The following is an 18,170-nucleotide window of genomic DNA, read 5'->3' as shown; positions in this document are numbered from 1 at the left end:
AGAAAATGGCTAAAAACGAAAATTCAACCGCCTTAAAAATCATTCCATTGGGCGGTTTGCACGAAATTGGTAAAAATACTTGTGTATTTGAGTATGAAGATGAAATCATTTTATTAGACGCAGGTTTAGCATTCCCGACTGATGGAATGCATGGAGTCAACATAGTCCTTCCCGATATGAATTATGTGCGCGAAAATCGCCATAAAATCAAGGGAATGATTGTCACCCACGGACATGAAGATCACATTGGTGGGATTGCATTTCACCTCAAGCAATTTGAAATTCCCGTCATCTATGGTCCTCGCCTAGCAATGTCGATGTTGGAAGGGAAACTAGAAGAAGCAGGGGTTCGCGACAGAACTGAGTTACGCTCTGTCATGCCTCGCGATATGGTACGGATTGGGAAAAGTTTCCTAGTGGAATATATTCGCAATACTCATTCCATTGCTGATAGTTTTACAGTAGCAATTCACACACCGCTTGGTATAGTAATTCACACTGGGGATTTTAAGTTTGACCACACCCCCGTGGATGGTGAGCGCTTCGATATTCAACGTTTGGCGGAATATGGCGAAAAAGGTGTATTGTGCCTTCTTAGTGACTCGACAAATTCGGAAACACCTGGTTTTACACCGTCAGAACGTTCTGTATACCCCAACCTTGATCGGACTTTTAGTCAAGCGACGGGTAGATTATTCATCACAACATTTGCCTCTAGTGTCCACCGAATCAACATGATTCTGGAATTGGCGCAAAAGCATAACCGTGTTGTTAGCGTAGTTGGGCGATCGATGCTCAACCTAATTGCCCATGCCCGCAATCTAGGTTACATCAAATGTCCAGATAACTTGTTACAGCCTCTGAATACCATCCGCAATCTTCCGGATGAAAGCGTGCTAATTTTGACGACTGGCTCTCAGGGGGAGCCAATGTCAGCCATGACACGCATTGCCAATAAAGAACATCCCCACATCAAGATTCGTCAAGGAGATACAGTCGTATTTTCAGCGAATCCCATCCCAGGTAACACAATTGCAGTTGTCAATACAATTGATAAATTGATGATGCAGGGAGCAAACGTGATTTATGGACGCGACAAAGGTATTCACGTCTCTGGGCATGGTTGCCAAGAAGACCAGAAATTAATGATAGCGCTAACTCGACCCAAGTTTTTTGTTCCCTTCCACGGTGAACATCGAATGCTAGTTAAGCATTCGCAAACAGCGCAAAGTATGGGTATTCCCCCAGAGAATATGGTGATTCTTAATAACGGTGATGTTATTGAGCTAACACAACAATCGATTCGCGTCATCGGAAAAGTTCCGTCCGGCTTGGAATTAGTTGATACTTCCGGTTCTGGTATGGTAAGTGCCAAAGTTCTCCAAGAACGTCAAAAAATGGCAGAAGAAGGACTCGTTACAGTTGCAGCAGCAATCAGTTGGGAAGGTAAATTATTAGCAAAACCCGAAATTCACTTGCGTGGTGTAGTCACCTCCATCGAGAAACCTTTATTGCAAAAGTGGGTACAGCAAAGAATTGAAGAAATTCTCAATGTCCGTTGGACAGAATTTGCTGAAAGCTTTAATGATAAGCTTGAGGTAGACTGGGGCGGTTTACAGGGTTTAATTGAAAGAGATTTAGCACGTTCCTTGCGGAAAGAGTTACATTGTCAGCCCACAGTAACCTTATTGATGCAAGTTCCAGAGGAAAATACATCTGTACAAGTTGTGACATCAACAAATTTAACTACTACAGTTCCTACAGATGGGAGAAGAAGACGTACCAGAACTGCTGCACAAGTAGCATCTTAGGAAGAACTGTGTGATAAGTTGAGCCAAATAATACAAGCAGTTAGAAAATTAATTTGCGGTGTATTTACTTGTAGTACATGGCAATATTTGGATACTGCTTGAATTTGGTAATAATTTTTCAACTCAGGAAGAGATTTTAGAGAAATCCTAATTGTAAGTTCTGGGAGAAATCGCATTGATTTCCCCAGGATAGCAATTCTGTGAATAGGAGAATAAGTTGAGAGAATGCTGAGAGCATTTCAACCTTGTTGGATAAAGATGCGGCAGGTTGATGAAGAAAAATGTGATTTCAACTTACTACCTGTCTCTTTCCTTATCCTGTACTCAGGTTAGGAAAGGGAATTTTAATAACTTGCAATTCTGAACGAATAGCAACTGGTGCTTTACTTTTGCAATTTATTTAATTCACGTTTCTTAGTTAGGGTTTTCTAAATCCTGAATCCTGAATTTTAGTTTACATTCTTTCCAAAACCTGAATTCCTAGTAAATTTAACCCCAATTTCAAAGTTCTTGCTGTTAAATAGCACAAAGCTAGCCGCGATGTTCGTAATGCTACCTCTGATTTCAACACAGGGCAATTTTCGTAGAACTTATTGAATTTATCACTGAGTTGGTATAAATACTCGCATAAGCGATGCGGTAATAACTCCTTCTCAACTTCAATAATTACCTCATCAAGCTGTAATAAATGCTTTGCTAAAGTAAGTTCGCTATCTGCTTGAAGTTGAATTTTGACATCACCCAACTTTTCAAAATCAATATTTCCTTCCCGGGCAATACTTTGAGTTCTGGCATAGGAATAAAGCATGTATGGTGCAGTGTTCCCCTTCAATGACAGCATTTTGTCAAAGCTAAATTTATAGTCTGTCATGCGATTTTGGCTTAAATCTGCGTATTTCACCGCACTAATGCCAACAATTTGGGCAACATTGGCTTTAAATTCCTCCGTTTCCTCACGTCCAGATTCTTGTAATCTAGTATCCAAATCAGCACGCGATCGCATGACGGCTTCATTAAGTAAATCCCGCAACTTTACTGTATCACCGGCACGGGTTCTCAGTCTTTTGCCATCTTCACCCAAAACCATCCCAAAGCCTACATGGACTACTTCCACATCATTGGGTATCCAACCTGCCCGACGTGCTACTTGAAACACACCAGCAAAATGTCCCGATTGTCCGGCATCGGTGAGATAAATGATTCGCTTGGCTTCGTCTTGTTGTGTGCGGTAACGAATTGCAGCTAAATCTGTTGTCGCGTAGTTATAACCGCCATCGGATTTCTGAATAATTAATGGTAAAGGTTGCCCTTCCTTATTAGTAAACCCATCCAAAAATACCACTTTTGCGCGATCGCTTTCTTCGAGTAAACCAGATTTTTCTAAATCTTTAACGACATCCGCAAGTAAAGGATTGTAGAAGGATTCTCCACGTTCGTAAAGTTTCACATCCAGCAAATCATAAATTTCCTGGAATTCTTGGCGAGATTGGGCGCAGAGCAATTTCCAAGCATGAAGGGTATCTTCAGCACCTGATTGTAATCTGACAACTTCCTGGCGTGCTGTTTCCTTAAAGTTATCATCCTCATCAAACCGCTTTTTGGCTTGTTTGTAAAACTCAACCAAATCACCAATTTCTAAAGCATTTGCAGTTGTCAATGCATCTGGGAATACTTCCCGCAAATAGGTAATCAACATTCCAAATTGCGTACCCCAATCACCAACGTGATTTAACCGCAACACATCATGTCCGATAAATTCCAGAATCCGGGCAATGCTATCACCGATAATCGTCGAGCGTAAATGCCCGACATGCATTTCTTTGGCAATATTAGGACTCGAAAAATCTACAATTTCTCGTTGAGGGTGCTTGACTTTAGCTACACCCAATCTTGTATCTGCTTGGATGGCGTTGAGTTGTGCTTCGATATAATCTGTCTTTAAGCGTAAATTAATAAAACCAGGTCCGGCAATTTCTGGGGCTTCGCAGATATCCGACACCTCAAGTCTATCGACTATTTGTTGAGCTATAACTCGTGGTTGCTTTCCAAGTTTTTTCGATAGGGATAATGATAAATTAGCTTGATAATCGCCAAATTTAGGATTACTTGCAGGCACTAACATTGGATCGGTTCCAGCAAGTTCTGTGCCGAACGCAGCAACCAATGCCTGTTCCACTTTTAATTTTAGTTGTTCTTGTGTAGCATTCATATGTAAATGTTCTTCTCTCTCAATCTACCCAGCATCCTACCCACGAATCAGTTGGGGTTAATGGTTAAAGTCAGCTAGAAACTCAATTTAATTTGCTTCCAGCCTAATTTAAATGCCATATGACCTATGTATTCTACCGCTAGCTTCCCTCTTTGAAGCTTCGGACTTGGGAAACTTGGTTTGGTAGGTTTTGATATTGTGACGGATTGCAGGTAGCGATTATGATAGATTAGCTCCTATGGTATTATTGGGTGGCAACGAAATAAAATCAAAAAACCGTCACTGCACTACACAGGACGGAGTATACTCATCTACCAAATTTTCCTTGTAACTAAGCGCTCATCATGGGGGTATCCAGTTTTTTTTGCTCCCTGATCCAATGGCGATGTTGAGCGATCGCACTTACAAATTCTTTTGCTGTTTTCTCTACATCCCCAGGATTGCGACTCGTAACCACACCTTGATCAGATGCAAATTTTTGTTGCGAATCTGCAATATTTACACCTTTAATGTTGGAAACCATCAACAAATCGACACCTTCACCAGTTGCTGCGATCGCTTTACAATGCTTAAATGCTTCATTCACAAAATGAATCGCATCATCATCAGATTTTAAGCTAGCAACGCTCTTTTCTCCACCGGGAATATAGACGGCATCAAAGAGAACTGAAGCAGTGGTAAGCAGAGTGCCATCTACTTCAATTTCCTTACCATCAACACTTTTAATCGTACCGCCAAATTTCGAGACGATTTTAGCTTTCGCCCCTTCAGCTTCTAACACCTGTTTCACCCGCATCAATTCTTGGGAATTAAAAGCATCATTTGCTAAAACAGCAATTTGCCGGGTTTGAATTGAGTTTTTGGGCTGATTTTCCATACTTAAAGCTGGGGAACTCTTACCGTGGTTGGGAATTACTTCTTTTGTTGGTGTAGGAAGTCCTAATCCCATAGCAACACGTTTGGCAAATTCATGTTCAACATGGTTAAACAAACCAACCACACGCTCTTTGACTTCCTTATGCATTACCTTACCCAACTCAAATTGAGCAGCTTTAACTAAATGCTCCTTCTCAACTGCTGATAAACTATTCCAAAATAAAGTCGCTTGGGAAAAATGATCGCTAAAGCTTTGGCTCCGTTCCCTAACTTTCTGTCCCTGCATCTTTTCCATGTAGTGAGCAAAACCACCCATATTTTCTGGTGCTGCCATTGGACAACCACCACCCAGGGAATTGGGGAAATAATTCACTTTGGAAGTGGGAATATTGTACTGGGAAAAACCGTCGCGTTGGTCGTTGTGAACCGGACAAACGGGTTTATTTATCGGTAGATTTTCAAAGTTTGCAGTGCCTAAACGATGTCTTTGAGTGTCTGGGTAAGAGAATATTCGACCTTGTAATAATGGATCATCGGAAAAGTCGATACCTGGAACTACATTTGTTGGTTGGAAAGCAACTTGCTCGGTTTCGGCAAAGAAATTATCGGGGTTGCGATTCAGCACCATTTTCCCAATTGGTTTCACTGGGACTAACTCTTCGGGAATTAACTTTGTAGCGTCGAGAATATCAAAATCAAATTTAGACTCGTCCTCTTCCTCAATAATCTGTACTCCCAGTTCATACTCTGGATAATCCCCCATTTCAATCGCTGCCGACAAATCTCGACGATGGAAATCTGGGTCTTTTCCTCCCAATTGCTGCATTTCATCCCAAACTACCGAATGTACACCCAGTAAAGGTTTCCAGTGAAATTTGACAAACCTGGCTTTCCCTTGCTCATTCACAAACCGGAAAGTATGCACACCAAAACCCTGCATCATTCTGTAGCTGCGGGGAATAGTTCTGTCGGACAAAATCCACATAATCATGTGCATTGATTCCGGCATTAACGAGATGAAATCCCAGAAATTATCGTGGGCTGTCGATGCTTGAGGCATTTCGTTGTGGGGTTCTGGCTTTAATGCATGAACCAAATCGGGAAACTTGATGGCATCTTGGATAAAGAAAACAGGAATGTTATTCCCTACCAAATCATAATTACCATCTTCCGTGTAAAACTTGACTGCAAAGCCTCTGACATCCCGTACAGGGTCTGGAGAACCACGAAAACCAGCTACTGTCGAAATTCTGGCAAATACGGGAGTTTTAACGCTAGGGTCTTGTAAAAACTTCGCTTTCGTTAATTCAGATAGCGATTCGTACACTTGAAAATAACCATGTGCGCCAACTCCACGTGCGTGAACTACACGTTCGGGAATACGTTCACGGTTAAAATGAGCATTCTTTTCTGTGAAGTGGAAATCTTCGAGTAAAGTTGGTCCCCTGGAGCCAGCTTTCAGTGAATCATTGGTGCTGGTAACTTTAACACCTTCATTAGTAGTAATAAATTCGCCAGGTTGCTGACGGAATTGTTCCAAGCTTTGATTCTTACTTTGCTCGTTGATATTTTTCTCGTTGGTGCGATCGCTCATAAAGTTCTTGTTTACCTTTTGTTGATGAGTCGGGATTAATTAGACTTTTCCAGTGCGTAGATAAAAATGCATCGAAATCAATCGAAGTTGAAATTAAATGCAATAGAAAAGTCTAGTTGTAATGTTTTGTTAGAGATTATTTTTACTACCGTCTATCATTGTTCAAATTTTTAGCTAGAATAAACATCAACCAAATGTAATACTTAGTTCTATTGATATTTATGTAAAAAGATAGATGACGAAAATATCTAAGTTTATATACTCAATTTTTTTAATAATTAAGTAAGCAATTTTTACAATTTATTTTTTTAAGTAGAACGGTGCAAATAAACCGTAGACGCGGAGCGGCTTCTCGCAGAGTAGTATGTAACGAAAAGTAAACTGACTTGAAAAGCTCTTCCCTCCTGCCTTATGCCCTCTGACTTGAAAGAGTCATTAGTTATTAGTCATTTATTATTCCCCGCGTCCCCGCGTCCCCTATTATTCCCCGCGTCCCCTCGTCCCCCTTTCATGCTTGGCGATGAAATTTTTTCATTAGGACTGCCTCCTGCCTTGCCATAACGACAATTTTTAACACCGACCTACTTAATACTGATGTTAAGTATTCGTGTAAAAATAAATAGAACAAGTAGTCAGCGTTTGACTGAGACGTTCGACGAGCGCTTACACCAAAGGTCTTGCCCAACTTTGGGAAATAGTAAGCGAGACGCTTGCACTACTGATTTTTAGATGATTCCTAATTGAATAAAAAATAATAATTAAACGTTTCTATAGAAATCTAGTTTGATGTATGAAAAAAGATTAACTAGTACACAACGCCAGAAATAAAGCTACCATCTAACATGCTTGAAAAGCTGATAAAATGCTCTTTCTTTCTTTTGCCTTCTTACAAAGTTAGAAGTGACGGAAACCGACACCGTCTATTTTGCGCTTCTGACTTTTGCCTTCACGCACTAGTGGCGCGACACAGCTAAAATGATGCAATAGAAAATGTTCGTAGTTGTGCTTTAGCACATTCTCAAGCATAAGTCTAATGCACTAAATTTAGCTATGTCCTAGCAAATATTAGCGAAATCACTAATTAGCTAAAAGCTTCCGAAAGATATTCTGCGGCTGCCGCAACAACTGCGATCGCATTTTCATAGTCTAGTCTAGTAGGTCCCAAAACCCCTACACTACCCACAGCTACCGAACCGCGTCGGTAAGTCGAAGAAATTAGCGAGCAGCTACGTATCGGTTCTAATGGGTTTTCCGCACCAATCCGAACTGTCACCTTCTGCTTACCTGCTTCCTCGGCTTCTGGTTCCTCAAAAATCAATCGCCAAAGTTGTTCCTGTTCTTCTTCTAATAACTGAATGATAGTTTGTACCTGCTGTAATTGCGAAAACTCCGGTTGCCGCAACACCTCAGAAACCCCCCGCACCATAATTTGCGCGTTGGCTGGTGTAAAATTGCGACGGTTAATTTCCGCTAGCGAAGTCTTCAAAAATTCCCCATAATATTGAAATTCACGATCTAATTCCGTCCAATCTAGATTCGCTAATTCCAACAAACTTTTGCCCCGCAAATGACTATTCAAAAAGTTGGAGACAATCTGTAATTCCCTGTCAATTACTTCTACATCTGGTTGATTCCCATTATCACGTGTAGGAACGTCCAGTAACATTGAATGTGTCTCATATCCATCCGTCACCACAATCAACATTACCTTCCCAGCCTCGATTTGCACCATTTGTAAATGACGCAGCATCGCCGCACTATTTTGCGGCATCGTAATTAAAGTTACACAACCGCTTAAAGTGGACAAAATTTGCGCCGCACCATGCAACAGCGCTTCTAAACTCCAATCTTCCAACTTCAAACGCTTTTGTAGCGCTTGTTCAACTTGCAAAGATAGCACTTCACTCGGCGTTATTAACTGGTCTACATAGATACGATAGCCCGAATCGGAAGGAATTCGCCCTGCGGAAGTATGCGGTTGATACAACAATCCCACCTTTTCTAACATCCCCATCACATTACGGATTGTGGCAGAACTGACACCAAGGTTATATTCCTCAAGCAAGGTTTTGGAACCAACTGGCTCTGCTGTGGCAATGTAATGTCGCACCGTTGCCCAAAGTATATGCTGTTGTCGATTAGTTAGCTGGACTTGCATAGGTTGTGTTTACTAAAGGCAATTCTTAAATAAAAGTTTGATAAAGACATTGAAGAAGAGATGTAATCAGAAACTGAGAAAAAGAAAATTAAATTAATATTTAGTTAAGAAAGATAGCAAATTAAGTTGTTCAGAATAGAAAAAGCAAAATAAAGTTACATCTTTGGGGAAAATAATCGTATGATTACGCAAAGTTAACCAATCTGAGGTATTTTTGGAGTCAGCCGATGCAGTCATTGTTGGCAATTAACTGAATCAAATTGTCATCCGGCGAATACTCATAAACTTTACTTATATAAATATATTTTCACATATATCACCAAAAGGCTGTAGTTTTGATTACTAAAATACTTGTCAACTTGTTGTTGTAGCCTGCGTAGAAATGCGGGGTTTATTTTCCGAGGGATGCATAGGGGACAAGACTATGCTGATGTTTCCGTGTATCCCCCTCTTGCCAAAGTTTTCTAGTCTTGGCTAATGGTTAATACTGGGGAATTGAGGAGTCAACAATAATTGAATAGGCATCTATCCCACCAGAGATATTTTTAACATTTGTAAAGCCTTGGTTAACTAGCCACTGACACATTTGTTGCGATCGCACACCATGATGACAGAGAACAAGGGTTTCTTTTTCGGAATCTAAACGAGAATGAATTTCATCGCCCCAAGCAGCAAACTCGCTCAAAGGCAAATTAGTAAAGCCAGCGATGCTGGCGATATCTATCTCTTGAGGTTCGCGGACATCGACTAATTGCAGATGAGAATCGCCGGAGACTAAACGTTCTTGCAATTCTTCGACGCTGATTTGGGTAATAGTTAGATGCGGAGGTCTGCCAGTCATGAACTTTTAGTTAACAATATCTTTATCTTTACTTATCCTATTCTCCCATCTTGACAAAAAATTTATCAAATTGCTTAGTGGTGAGTGAAAATAGAGCATTTGTCATCAGTCTTTCTTTTTTCCCCTTTCCCCCTTCCCCCTTTACCTTTAACCTTAAATATCAGTGAGTGTGGAATAAAAATATGAGGAGAAGTCTATTCTTTCGTTTTCTGGCAGCAAGCTTGGTTGTGCTGCTGGTAAATTGCTTTATCTTCAGTGAAACTTCGGTTGCTGCTGCTTTTGGCTCTAACAAAAGTATTGGTGGTGGAGAGCAACCCAATGCAGCTATTTTTGTATCAAAACAAGCTCCAGCAATGGTGTCAATACTAAATACAGAACGCTTGCAGGGACTGGAGAAGCAAGTTGATTTATCGAATTTGAAAGCAAGTTTTTTGAGTAATTCTGGTATAGATTATCGCCAAGATATACAGCCTTGGCTTGGTAGTGAAATAACACTTGCTATCACGAGTTTAGATTTTGATCGTGATGCTGAGAATGGGAAACAACCTGGTTACTTGATGGCACTGGCAACTAAAGCACCTGAGAAAAGTCGCGAATTTCTGCAATTATTATTTTCTAAGCGTGTATTGGCAGGTGCAGATTTAAATGTTGAAGAATATGCTGGTATAAAAATTATCGCTGATTATTCCCAGCCCGAAAAAGGAATGCTAAGTGGTGCGGTTGTTGGTGATAAATTTGTGTTGTTTGCTAATGATCCGAAGGTGTTACGGGAAGCTATTAATAATGTCCAAGCACCCGATTTAAATTTAACTAGTTCCCCCCAGTATCAAGAAGCCGCCCAGCAAATTTCTCAGGGTGCGTTAGGCGTGACTTATTTAAATCTGCCTGCGGTTGCTGAATGGCAAGGCTTAAAGCTACCCGTACAAACTTTCGACACCCAGCTTGTTTCCCTATCTCTAGCCGCAAAAGGTTTACTCGCCGAAACCGTTGCCTTTACTCCTGAGGCAATTCCCACATCTTCGCCAAAACTCTCAAAACCAGTAGGCGCATTGCAATATATTCCACCCACTTTTGGAGTGACTTTTTCCAGCAGTGATTTGAGCAATATCAGTAGCAGCAATCTCGCCCGCTATTGGCAGCAACTAGCTGGTGCTTTATCAGGAAAAAGCGAAGTTAGCATTACTAATTTTGTACTACCTTTAGCAGAAGCACAAAATCGTTGGGGTGTAAACTTATCGGCAGATATATTTAAGTGGGTGACAGGCGAATATGCAGTTGCATTAATGTCAAACCCGCAACAAGGAAATCCTGATTGGGTTTTTGTGGTGGAAAAAACACCTTCATCACCCGATGGAATTTCCCGCTTGGATGAAATTGCTGCAAAAAACGGCTTAAGCGTGAGTTCGTTCACTTTGGACAAGCAACCCATCACCGCTTGGACACAATTAGCTGCTACTACCACCAAAACTGACGCTAAAGCCAAACCATCTTTCAGCATTGCCGCCCAAGCTTACGGGGTGCATACTACTCTTGGTAATTACGAAATTTTCACTTCATCTTTAGAGACAATGCATGAAGTTCTCGCCAGTAAAGATCATAATTTCACAGACAACCGTAATTTTCAAAAAAGTATTGCTGTATTTCCCAAAACCAATCAGGGGTACATCCATATTGATTGGGCAAATAGCCAAGATATTCTCCAAAAACAGCTACCCATCCTCAAACTGCTAAAAGTTGTCGCCAAACCATTATTTGACAATTTGCGATCGCTTACCATCAGTAACTACGATAACAGCGAGCGATCGCTCAAAGGTGGTGCGTTTTTCCAACTTGATAATTTTTGACTCAATATTTCTCCGTGTCCCCGCGTCTCTAAGTCTCCGTGTCAGTCTCAATAAATCAGTATTTAACCGAACATAGTGTGACACATTCACATCTGACACACCCCCTAAATTCTTCAGGGGTATATCACTATAAAATAGTGTATATAAAAATACTTTATGCAATAAGGGATGGCTGTTATGAGTAAACGTCGCTCCCAAAAGCTGCCAATCCTGACAACAATAAAAGCTCAATTAAAAGCTCAAATAGGGAATGGTTGCTTAAAAAGTGGATGGCTTTTGAGTATAATTACAATATTTTTCACAGCACCTGTACTTGCAGATGCTGCTCACTTTGGCACGATTAGTTTATCGCCTGGATTTAATCCAAACGCAACATCAATTTCTGGTTACACAGGGGGTGCTTACTCACTGTCAGCCATCACAAATCGAGACATTAACAACAAAGCTTGTTTGGGTTTCGCTGACCCTACTCCTGACCACATTATCATTTTAGAACAAGATTTTTCTCAACTGAAGGTACTGGTAAATAGTGGTGGTACTGACACCACCCTCTTAATTCAGGCTCCAGACAATACGATATACTGCGGTGATGATACTGGTATGAATAAAGACGCAAGCATCAACCTAAAAAGTTTGCAGGCTGGAAAATATAAAGTTTGGGTGGGAACATTTAATGCCAACGTCAAACAAAATTACACCCTGAATCTCCAGTAGTAGTTAGGAGATGTAGTAACAAAAATAACTCTTGTTTTCTCCGCCTCTCCTTCACTCTCCCCCTAGATGTTGACGTAAAAGCCAATTACTAATTTCCAATCGGATTAGGGGATGATGACAGGAAAAACGCTAAGATAGATTGGAGCTATTTTGGCAAATCGAGGATGTTGTGAACGTGTTATCTACACTCCTAGTTGACTTCCGCATTATATTTGAACGTGACCCGGCAGCGCGTAACTGGTTGGAAGTGTTATTTTGCTATCCCGGTTTGCAAGCACTGCTCTTTCACAGAATTGCACATCAACTGTACAAGGTTGGTATCCCCTTTATTCCCCGTTTCATTTCCCATATTGCCCGGTTTCTCACTGGGATTGAAATCCACCCAGGTGCGACAATTGGACATGGAGTATTTATCGATCATGGTATGGGTGTCGTGATTGGTGAAACTGCGATCGTTGGTGATTATGCTCTCATTTACCAGGGTGTCACCCTTGGTGGGACTGGAAAAGAAAGTGGTAAACGTCACCCAACGTTAGGCAAAAATGTTGTTGTCGGCACAGGGGCAAAAGTTCTCGGTAATATTGAAATAGGTAATGATGTCCGTATTGGTGCGGGTTCGGTTGTATTACGAGATGTTCCTTCTGATTGCACAGTAGTTGGCATACCCGGACGTATCGTTTTTCGCTCCGGTGTACGTGTGAACCCGTTAGAACACGCTAGTTTACCTGATGCCGAAGCACAAGCAATTCGGGCATTAGTTGACAGAATTGAACAACTAGAAGAACAAATAAACCAGTTGCAAAATTTACAAAAACAATCAAGTGTTTATACTAGTATGCCAGCGTTTGTTAATGCTGGTGATAGTCAAAGGCTAGAGCAAGCCATACGTAGTGACATCCACGAGATACATAATTATTGCCGTATTCAAGATAAGGCAATAGATGAATTTTTAGACGGTTCGGGAATTTAATTGGTATTTTGGGGAATTTGCATAGGCGATCGCACTACTTCCCATCAATGATTTAATTAATAGAAATTTAATGAACAGAAATGCGATCGTAATCAGAGTAACGGTTGTGTGGAATTGCATAGCTGCTGCTAGCCCGAAAAACAAACAGAGACGTTACATGTAACGTCTCTAAATGTTTAAACCTATCAATACCTCAGCTAGCAGGAGGATTTTGGGGAGTATCCTCTATAGGTTCTTCAGCAGTAGGTGCTAATGCAGCATCGGGGGCTAATTCCTCCACAGGAATGTTTGGTTTGTACTCTGAATCTGGTTGGGCATTTTCCACTAACTCCGCAGATGGGGGATTGGGCGGGACTGCTGCGGGTGGGGTAATTTCCACTACTTGTGTTTCCGTATTGGTGGCAGCCACATCACCCGTTGCATCAGTAAATTCCTCTTTAGTCAAAGCTTCGATAATTTGTGTTGGGGAAGCAGTCGCAGAAGTTGTATCTTGAGGCTTATTTTTATTAATGACTTGTTGTGCCTTATTTTTTGCCCCAGAAAACAAACTACTAAGGCGCTGCGGCAACGATATCTTACTAACTTGCTGCTCGAATATTGCTTTGACTTCCTCTGTGCTGGGTACAGGAGTTTGCAAAGCGTTAGGTGTGACTTGGCGACGCAATGTAAATGTTTGCCAGCCAAACCAATATAGCAATGCCACGCTAGCAATATGACCCAACAACAAACCTCCACTAATGCGGTGAGCAAATATCCATATGACTAATGCATAAAATAAACCAACACCGCTCCAGATAAAATCATTTTTCCGGTGAACTTCGGGAAAAAAGAAAGCCACCATGTAAATTGCGGTACTGCCCATGAAAACAGCTAAAGCCAGAACATATGCAAGCATTTTTGTTACTCCTCCAAATATAAGATAAGAGTGCTGAGTAGAAGTTGTGGGAACTTTTGAGTTATTGTATTAATGAACCAAAGCACTGAGTTGCAATTCAAGGTAAGATTTTAAAGATAGGCTTCACTTATCACTTGATGACTTTTAAATCTACTCAGCACAGCCTGCGGTAGAGACTTTAAGCGGCTGATTGTAGAGTAGCAAACAACAGCACACCCTTTGGGAAGGTCTTTGGCGTACAGCACCCAGCAATACCTCTATTCCAATTTCGCGCTTTTTGCAAGCTATTATGTTGACTCAGATACAAATTTAAATTTTTTATCTGTGTAAATTATGGATTTTTACTCTTTGCCACAACTCTTAATGTCTTCTTTAGGGAAGAAGCGAAATTCTCGGACTACCCTAAAAAATGAAAGAATCTGCAAGAGTTAGCCAATAGAATTATGACATTGCAAAGTTTTGGTGTGATTGGTTTGGCTGTTATGGGCGAGAATATCGCGCTCAACGTTGAACGTAACGGCTTTCCAATCGCGGTTTACAACAGATCGCGAGAAAAAACTGATGCCTTCATGGCGAACCGTGCAGGAGGTCGTAATGTTGTCGCGGCATTTGACCTTAAGGATTTTGTTGCTTCCTTAGAACGTCCTCGCCGTATCTTGGTGATGGTACAAGCCGGTAAGCCAGTTGACGCAGTAATTGAAAACCTCAAACCATTGTTGGATGAAGGCGATATTATTATCGACGGTGGTAACTCTTGGTTTGAAGATACAGACAGACGTACCAAGGAGCTAGAACCAACTGGTTTACGCTATATCGGTATGGGAGTCAGTGGCGGTGAAGAAGGCGCTTTAAACGGTCCTTCGTTGATGCCTGGTGGTACCGAAAGTTCCTATCAGTTCCTATCGCCAATTTTCAATAAGGTAGCTGCTCAGGTTGATGATGGTCCTTGTGTCACCTACATTGGTCCTGGTGGTTCCGGTCACTATGTGAAAATGGTTCACAACGGGATTGAGTATGGCGATATGCAGCTAATTGCTGAGGCATATGACTTGCTCAAAAATGTAGCTGGACTGAACCATACACAACTTCACGATGTTTTCACCCAGTGGAACACCACTGACGAACTCAATTCATTTTTGGTTGAGATTACTGCCAATATCTTCCCCTACATTGACCCTGATACTAAGAAGCCTCTAGTTGAGTTGATTGTAGACGCTGCTGGGCAAAAGGGAACCGGACGCTGGACAGTACAAACCGCTTTAGAATTGGGTGTTGCCGTACCGACAATTATTGCGGCTGTAAATTCCCGGATTCTCTCTTCTATCCGCGATGAACGTATTGCTGCCTCGAAGCAGTTAACAGGTCCTTCTGGTAAGTTTAGTGGCGACACTAAGGCTTTTATTAATAAAGTCCGTGATGCCCTATATTGCTCGAAGATTTGTTCCTATGCACAAGGCATGGCATTGTTAGGTACTGCTTCCAGCACCTATAATTGGAATTTAAAATTGGGCGAACTAGCACGAATTTGGAAAGGTGGTTGTATTATTCGGGCTGGTTTCTTAAATAAGATTAAGCACGCATATGATGAAAATGCGACTTTGGCAAACTTATTGTTAGCACCAGAATTTAAACAAACCATTCTTGATAGACAAGCTGCTTGGCGCGAAGTGATTGTAACTGCGGCACAGTTAGGTATTCCTGTACCTGCATTTAGCGCATCTTTAGATTACTTCGATAGCTACAGACGCGATCGCTTGCCCCAAAATCTCACTCAAGCACAACGCGACTACTTCGGGGCACATACTTACAAACGCATCGATAAAGAAGGTACATTCCACACTGAATGGGTTCCTATTACTGAAGCGAAGAAATAAGCGATTTGCTGATTGGTTATTGATTTAATGGTTAATGATTAATTGTTTTTAACTTTTGATTTTTAACTTTAAATCAATAGCTCTAATTCATCGATTGTTTCACTTTTGAATTGGATAATTCATGTCCCTGACTTCTATCATATATAGAGGTTAGGGATATTTTTTTATTAAGTGTAATAATTTGAATGATGTTTTTCTACTGATTATTTCCTAAGAATTTTGAACGCATTTCTTCTAATTCTTCATCAATTTTACTTTTGCTGGGAATTGCATTATTTGTTGTTTGTGATGTTGAAGATGTAGGATTAGGATTATTTACTGGCTTGCCAGCACCAAGAAACATCGTTTTTATTTCGTTTAATTCTGTATCAATCTGACTTTGACTTTTTTGCTGATTATTACTTGCTGGGGTTTTAATTGCTTGATTATTAGTTATGAGTGCTACTGGTAATTTGACAGGAGTTGTTAGAGGTTTATTTGTTGGTTGCCATTGTTCTAAATCTTGCAATATCTCATCTACAAGCTGATAGCGACGTGCTGGAATTGTTTGCAGCATACTATCAATAATTGCTGCTAATTCATTGCTCAGAGGCGTTGTTAAAAACTGTCTCCAAATCCAAGTATCGTTATGGATATCGTGCAAATCAAAAGGAGATTTGCCTGTGAGTAAGTTAATGCAAGTTACACCCAAGCTATAAATATCGCTAGCAAATAATGCTTTCCCGCGAATTTGTTCAGGTGCCACATATTCAGGACTCCCAATACTTGTACCAGTTTTATTCACATCCGCGTTTGTAGCGACTTTTGACGCACCAAAATCTACCAATACTAAATTACCAGGATTATGTTCGCTAATCGCCGTAGAACGTCCTGGAAGTGCGCGACGACGGATAATATTTTCTGGTTTGATATCGCGATGAATTACATTACGTGCATGGCAAAATTGCAACACGGGCAATAAATCATAGAGCAGATGACGAATTTGCGTTTCGCCAAAAGTACCACTATGGGCTAATTCTTGGGCGAGATTGTACCCATCAATAAATTCCTGAACTAAGTATTGTCTATCTTCCTGGGTAAAATAAGCCAGCAAATCGGGGATTTGAGGATGTTCTCCCAACTCATCAAGACGCATTGCTTCTTGGTTAAACAATTCTACAGCTTTTTGCAAGGTGCTAGTTCCCTGTGCTTGCGGGTAAAATTGCTTAATTACACAGTGGGGTTTAGAAGGTTTATCTTCATCTACCGCTAAAAAAGTTCTACCAAAACCACCTTGTCCGATGGGTTTCATGGCACGATACCTGTCCTTAAGTAATAACTTAGCACCACAGGTTAAGCAAAATCTTCCATCGTTGGTGTTTTCAGGTTTCGGACAACGGGGATTTAGGCAGTAGCTCATTTCCAAAATTGCGATCGCACTTTATTTCTATTGTGCCTCAATCATGAGATTTGCGATCGCTTCATCTGAGATGCTATCAATGATGATTGGCATCTTTAGGTAATGTGAAGTTGCTCAATAACTTTTTTACTATCCGACAAAAGATGAAATTAGTATTTGTTAAAGTTGAAAATCACCATTTTTTGATGATATCTGCTCAACAATAATTTTCTTTTTTTATGCAAGTCTTATTCAATATTTGCCTAGTTTTTTATATTTAATTATACCTTGGGAATACTTTCTTCAAGTAATAGGTTGTTGACCGGGATTGACTGCATGAATATACTCACAGCCAGATGTAGGAAAACCCCTTTTATAACAAGCTTCTTCTGGTTTACCCCATCCCAATTGTAAAACAATCTCTAAAAAATCTGATTTTTCATATACTAATAAACCTGCCCATTCGCTGCGTTGAGCAATTCGGAAATAATCTTCCCTTTCAATTTTTTGATGTAGTTTACCGTGGTGAATACTCAAATACAAATCCATCCCCACAGTTACTTCATTCCAAAATAATAAAATCTTATCTTTGGCAGCTTTTAATATTTCTAAATCACTGTCTAAAGCCAATAACTGCGTGTCAACTTCAGGATATGAAAAACGTTTCTCTTTTACAATTACTTCACGCCAAATAATCCCTGATACATTATTTTCACGTTGATATTGATGAATTGCTGCTTTAAAATCCTGATATGCAGTAAACTTTTGCAGACCATCAGCACGAATAAATTGGTCGAGTATAGGACTTCCTGAAACAGTTACATCTAACTTCAGACGTTCACCTTTCAAACAAGCTTGACGTTCGCTTGCCAAAATTTGGATTAGTTCTTGAGTAGTGTAAACATTTGTCATCAGAACCATCCCTATAAATCAAGAGTTTTAATAGTTAGGGGTACTTGAGTCAGGAATCAAAAGTTATAATTCGGAATTTGGAATTCAATAATTT

Annotated in this window: 13 protein-coding genes; 5 read left to right on the top strand and 8 right to left on the bottom strand. The window is 40.5% G+C overall.

Features of this window, described 5'->3' with window-relative positions:
* Positions 1-5: 5 nt before the first annotated feature.
* Positions 6-1,811, top strand: a complete 1,806-nt coding sequence (locus VB733_RS04175) for a ribonuclease J (protein WP_323338853.1) — start codon at positions 6-8, stop codon at positions 1,809-1,811.
* Positions 1,812-2,265: 454 nt separating this feature from the next.
* On the opposite strand, the gene argS is transcribed toward VB733_RS04175, so the two are convergent.
* The 4 genes from argS to VB733_RS04155 form a co-directional block, all read right to left on the bottom strand.
* Positions 2,266-4,020 (bottom strand): arginine--tRNA ligase, encoded by a 1,755-nt coding sequence (argS, locus tag VB733_RS04170; RefSeq protein WP_323338852.1) that lies wholly within the window; start codon positions 4,018-4,020, stop codon positions 2,266-2,268.
* 331 nt (positions 4,021-4,351) lie between these two features.
* A complete protein-coding gene (locus tag VB733_RS04165) occupies positions 4,352-6,490 on the bottom strand; it encodes a catalase (RefSeq protein WP_323338851.1) in 2,139 nt (712 codons plus the stop codon).
* A 1,081-nt stretch (positions 6,491-7,571) separates the two neighbouring features.
* Positions 7,572-8,648, bottom strand: a complete 1,077-nt coding sequence (hrcA, locus tag VB733_RS04160; protein ID WP_323338850.1) for a heat-inducible transcriptional repressor HrcA — start codon at positions 8,646-8,648, stop codon at positions 7,572-7,574.
* A gap of 481 nt (positions 8,649-9,129) precedes the next feature.
* Positions 9,130-9,489 carry a rhodanese-like domain-containing protein gene (locus tag VB733_RS04155; RefSeq protein ID WP_323338849.1) on the bottom strand — a complete coding sequence of 120 codons (360 nt, stop codon included), beginning with the start codon at positions 9,487-9,489 and terminating at the stop codon, positions 9,130-9,132.
* A gap of 182 nt (positions 9,490-9,671) precedes the next feature.
* Between VB733_RS04155 and VB733_RS04150 the strand changes: the two genes are divergently transcribed.
* From VB733_RS04150 to cysE, 3 genes are all read left to right on the top strand, one after another.
* A complete protein-coding gene (locus VB733_RS04150) occupies positions 9,672-11,333 on the top strand; it encodes a DUF3352 domain-containing protein (protein WP_323338848.1) in 1,662 nt (553 codons plus the stop codon).
* A 177-nt stretch (positions 11,334-11,510) separates the two neighbouring features.
* Positions 11,511-12,047: a hypothetical protein gene (locus VB733_RS04145; RefSeq protein WP_323338847.1), complete on the top strand. Its 537-nt coding sequence runs from the start codon at positions 11,511-11,513 to the stop codon at positions 12,045-12,047.
* A 175-nt stretch (positions 12,048-12,222) separates the two neighbouring features.
* Positions 12,223-13,017 (top strand): serine O-acetyltransferase, encoded by a 795-nt coding sequence (gene cysE / locus VB733_RS04140; protein ID WP_323338846.1) that lies wholly within the window; start codon positions 12,223-12,225, stop codon positions 13,015-13,017.
* Here cysE and VB733_RS04135 read toward each other — a convergent pair.
* Together VB733_RS04135 and VB733_RS04130 are read right to left on the bottom strand one after the other, a co-directional pair.
* Positions 12,997-13,137 (bottom strand): hypothetical protein, encoded by a 141-nt coding sequence (locus tag VB733_RS04135; RefSeq protein WP_323338845.1) that lies wholly within the window; start codon positions 13,135-13,137, stop codon positions 12,997-12,999. The two genes, cysE and VB733_RS04135, sit on opposite strands and share 21 nt — an antisense overlap.
* 73 nt (positions 13,138-13,210) lie before the next feature.
* Positions 13,211-13,912, bottom strand: a complete 702-nt coding sequence (locus VB733_RS04130) for a Ycf66 family protein (RefSeq protein WP_323338844.1) — start codon at positions 13,910-13,912, stop codon at positions 13,211-13,213.
* A 443-nt stretch (positions 13,913-14,355) separates the two neighbouring features.
* Here VB733_RS04130 and gndA point away from each other — a divergent pair, with 443 nt between their 5' ends.
* The gene (gene gndA / locus VB733_RS04125; protein ID WP_323338843.1) at positions 14,356-15,786 is read left to right on the top strand and encodes an NADP-dependent phosphogluconate dehydrogenase; all 1,431 of its coding nucleotides are present in this window, start codon (positions 14,356-14,358) and stop codon (positions 15,784-15,786) included.
* A 196-nt stretch (positions 15,787-15,982) separates the two neighbouring features.
* On the opposite strand, the gene VB733_RS04120 is transcribed toward gndA, so the two are convergent.
* Entirely contained in the window at positions 15,983-17,185 is a 1,203-nt protein-coding gene (locus tag VB733_RS04120) for a serine/threonine-protein kinase (protein WP_323338842.1), read from the bottom strand.
* Between the two features lie 282 nt (positions 17,186-17,467).
* Positions 17,468-18,076 carry a hypothetical protein gene (locus VB733_RS04115; RefSeq protein ID WP_323338841.1) on the bottom strand — a complete coding sequence of 203 codons (609 nt, stop codon included), beginning with the start codon at positions 18,074-18,076 and terminating at the stop codon, positions 17,468-17,470.
* Between the last annotated feature and the right edge of the window lie 94 nt (positions 18,077-18,170).

The organism is Calothrix sp. UHCC 0171, from assembly GCF_034931845.1.
Lineage (GTDB): Bacteria > Cyanobacteriota > Cyanobacteriia > Cyanobacteriales > Nostocaceae > Brunnivagina.
Note: the sequence above shows the minus strand (reverse complement) of the source record. Positions and strands in the feature narration are given on the sequence as shown.

What these genes read in the sequence shown, in the direction of transcription:
- VB733_RS04115 (WP_323338841.1), bottom strand. Translation starts at nt 18,076, where the DNA reads ATGACAAATGTTTACACTACTCAAGAACTAATCCAAATTTTGGCAAGC.
- VB733_RS04175 (WP_323338853.1), top strand. Translation starts at nt 6, where the DNA reads ATGGCTAAAAACGAAAATTCAACCGCCTTAAAAATCATTCCATTGGGC.
- hrcA (WP_323338850.1), bottom strand. Translation starts at nt 8,648, where the DNA reads ATGCAAGTCCAGCTAACTAATCGACAACAGCATATACTTTGGGCAACG.
- VB733_RS04145 (WP_323338847.1), top strand. Translation starts at nt 11,511, where the DNA reads ATGAGTAAACGTCGCTCCCAAAAGCTGCCAATCCTGACAACAATAAAA.
- VB733_RS04120 (WP_323338842.1), bottom strand. Translation starts at nt 17,185, where the DNA reads ATGAGCTACTGCCTAAATCCCCGTTGTCCGAAACCTGAAAACACCAAC.
- argS (WP_323338852.1), bottom strand. Translation starts at nt 4,020, where the DNA reads ATGAATGCTACACAAGAACAACTAAAATTAAAAGTGGAACAGGCATTG.
- VB733_RS04165 (WP_323338851.1), bottom strand. Translation starts at nt 6,490, where the DNA reads ATGAGCGATCGCACCAACGAGAAAAATATCAACGAGCAAAGTAAGAAT.
- VB733_RS04150 (WP_323338848.1), top strand. Translation starts at nt 9,672, where the DNA reads ATGAGGAGAAGTCTATTCTTTCGTTTTCTGGCAGCAAGCTTGGTTGTG.
- gndA (WP_323338843.1), top strand. Translation starts at nt 14,356, where the DNA reads ATGACATTGCAAAGTTTTGGTGTGATTGGTTTGGCTGTTATGGGCGAG.
- VB733_RS04130 (WP_323338844.1), bottom strand. Translation starts at nt 13,912, where the DNA reads ATGCTTGCATATGTTCTGGCTTTAGCTGTTTTCATGGGCAGTACCGCA.
- VB733_RS04135 (WP_323338845.1), bottom strand. Translation starts at nt 13,137, where the DNA reads ATGCAATTCCACACAACCGTTACTCTGATTACGATCGCATTTCTGTTC.
- VB733_RS04155 (WP_323338849.1), bottom strand. Translation starts at nt 9,489, where the DNA reads ATGACTGGCAGACCTCCGCATCTAACTATTACCCAAATCAGCGTCGAA.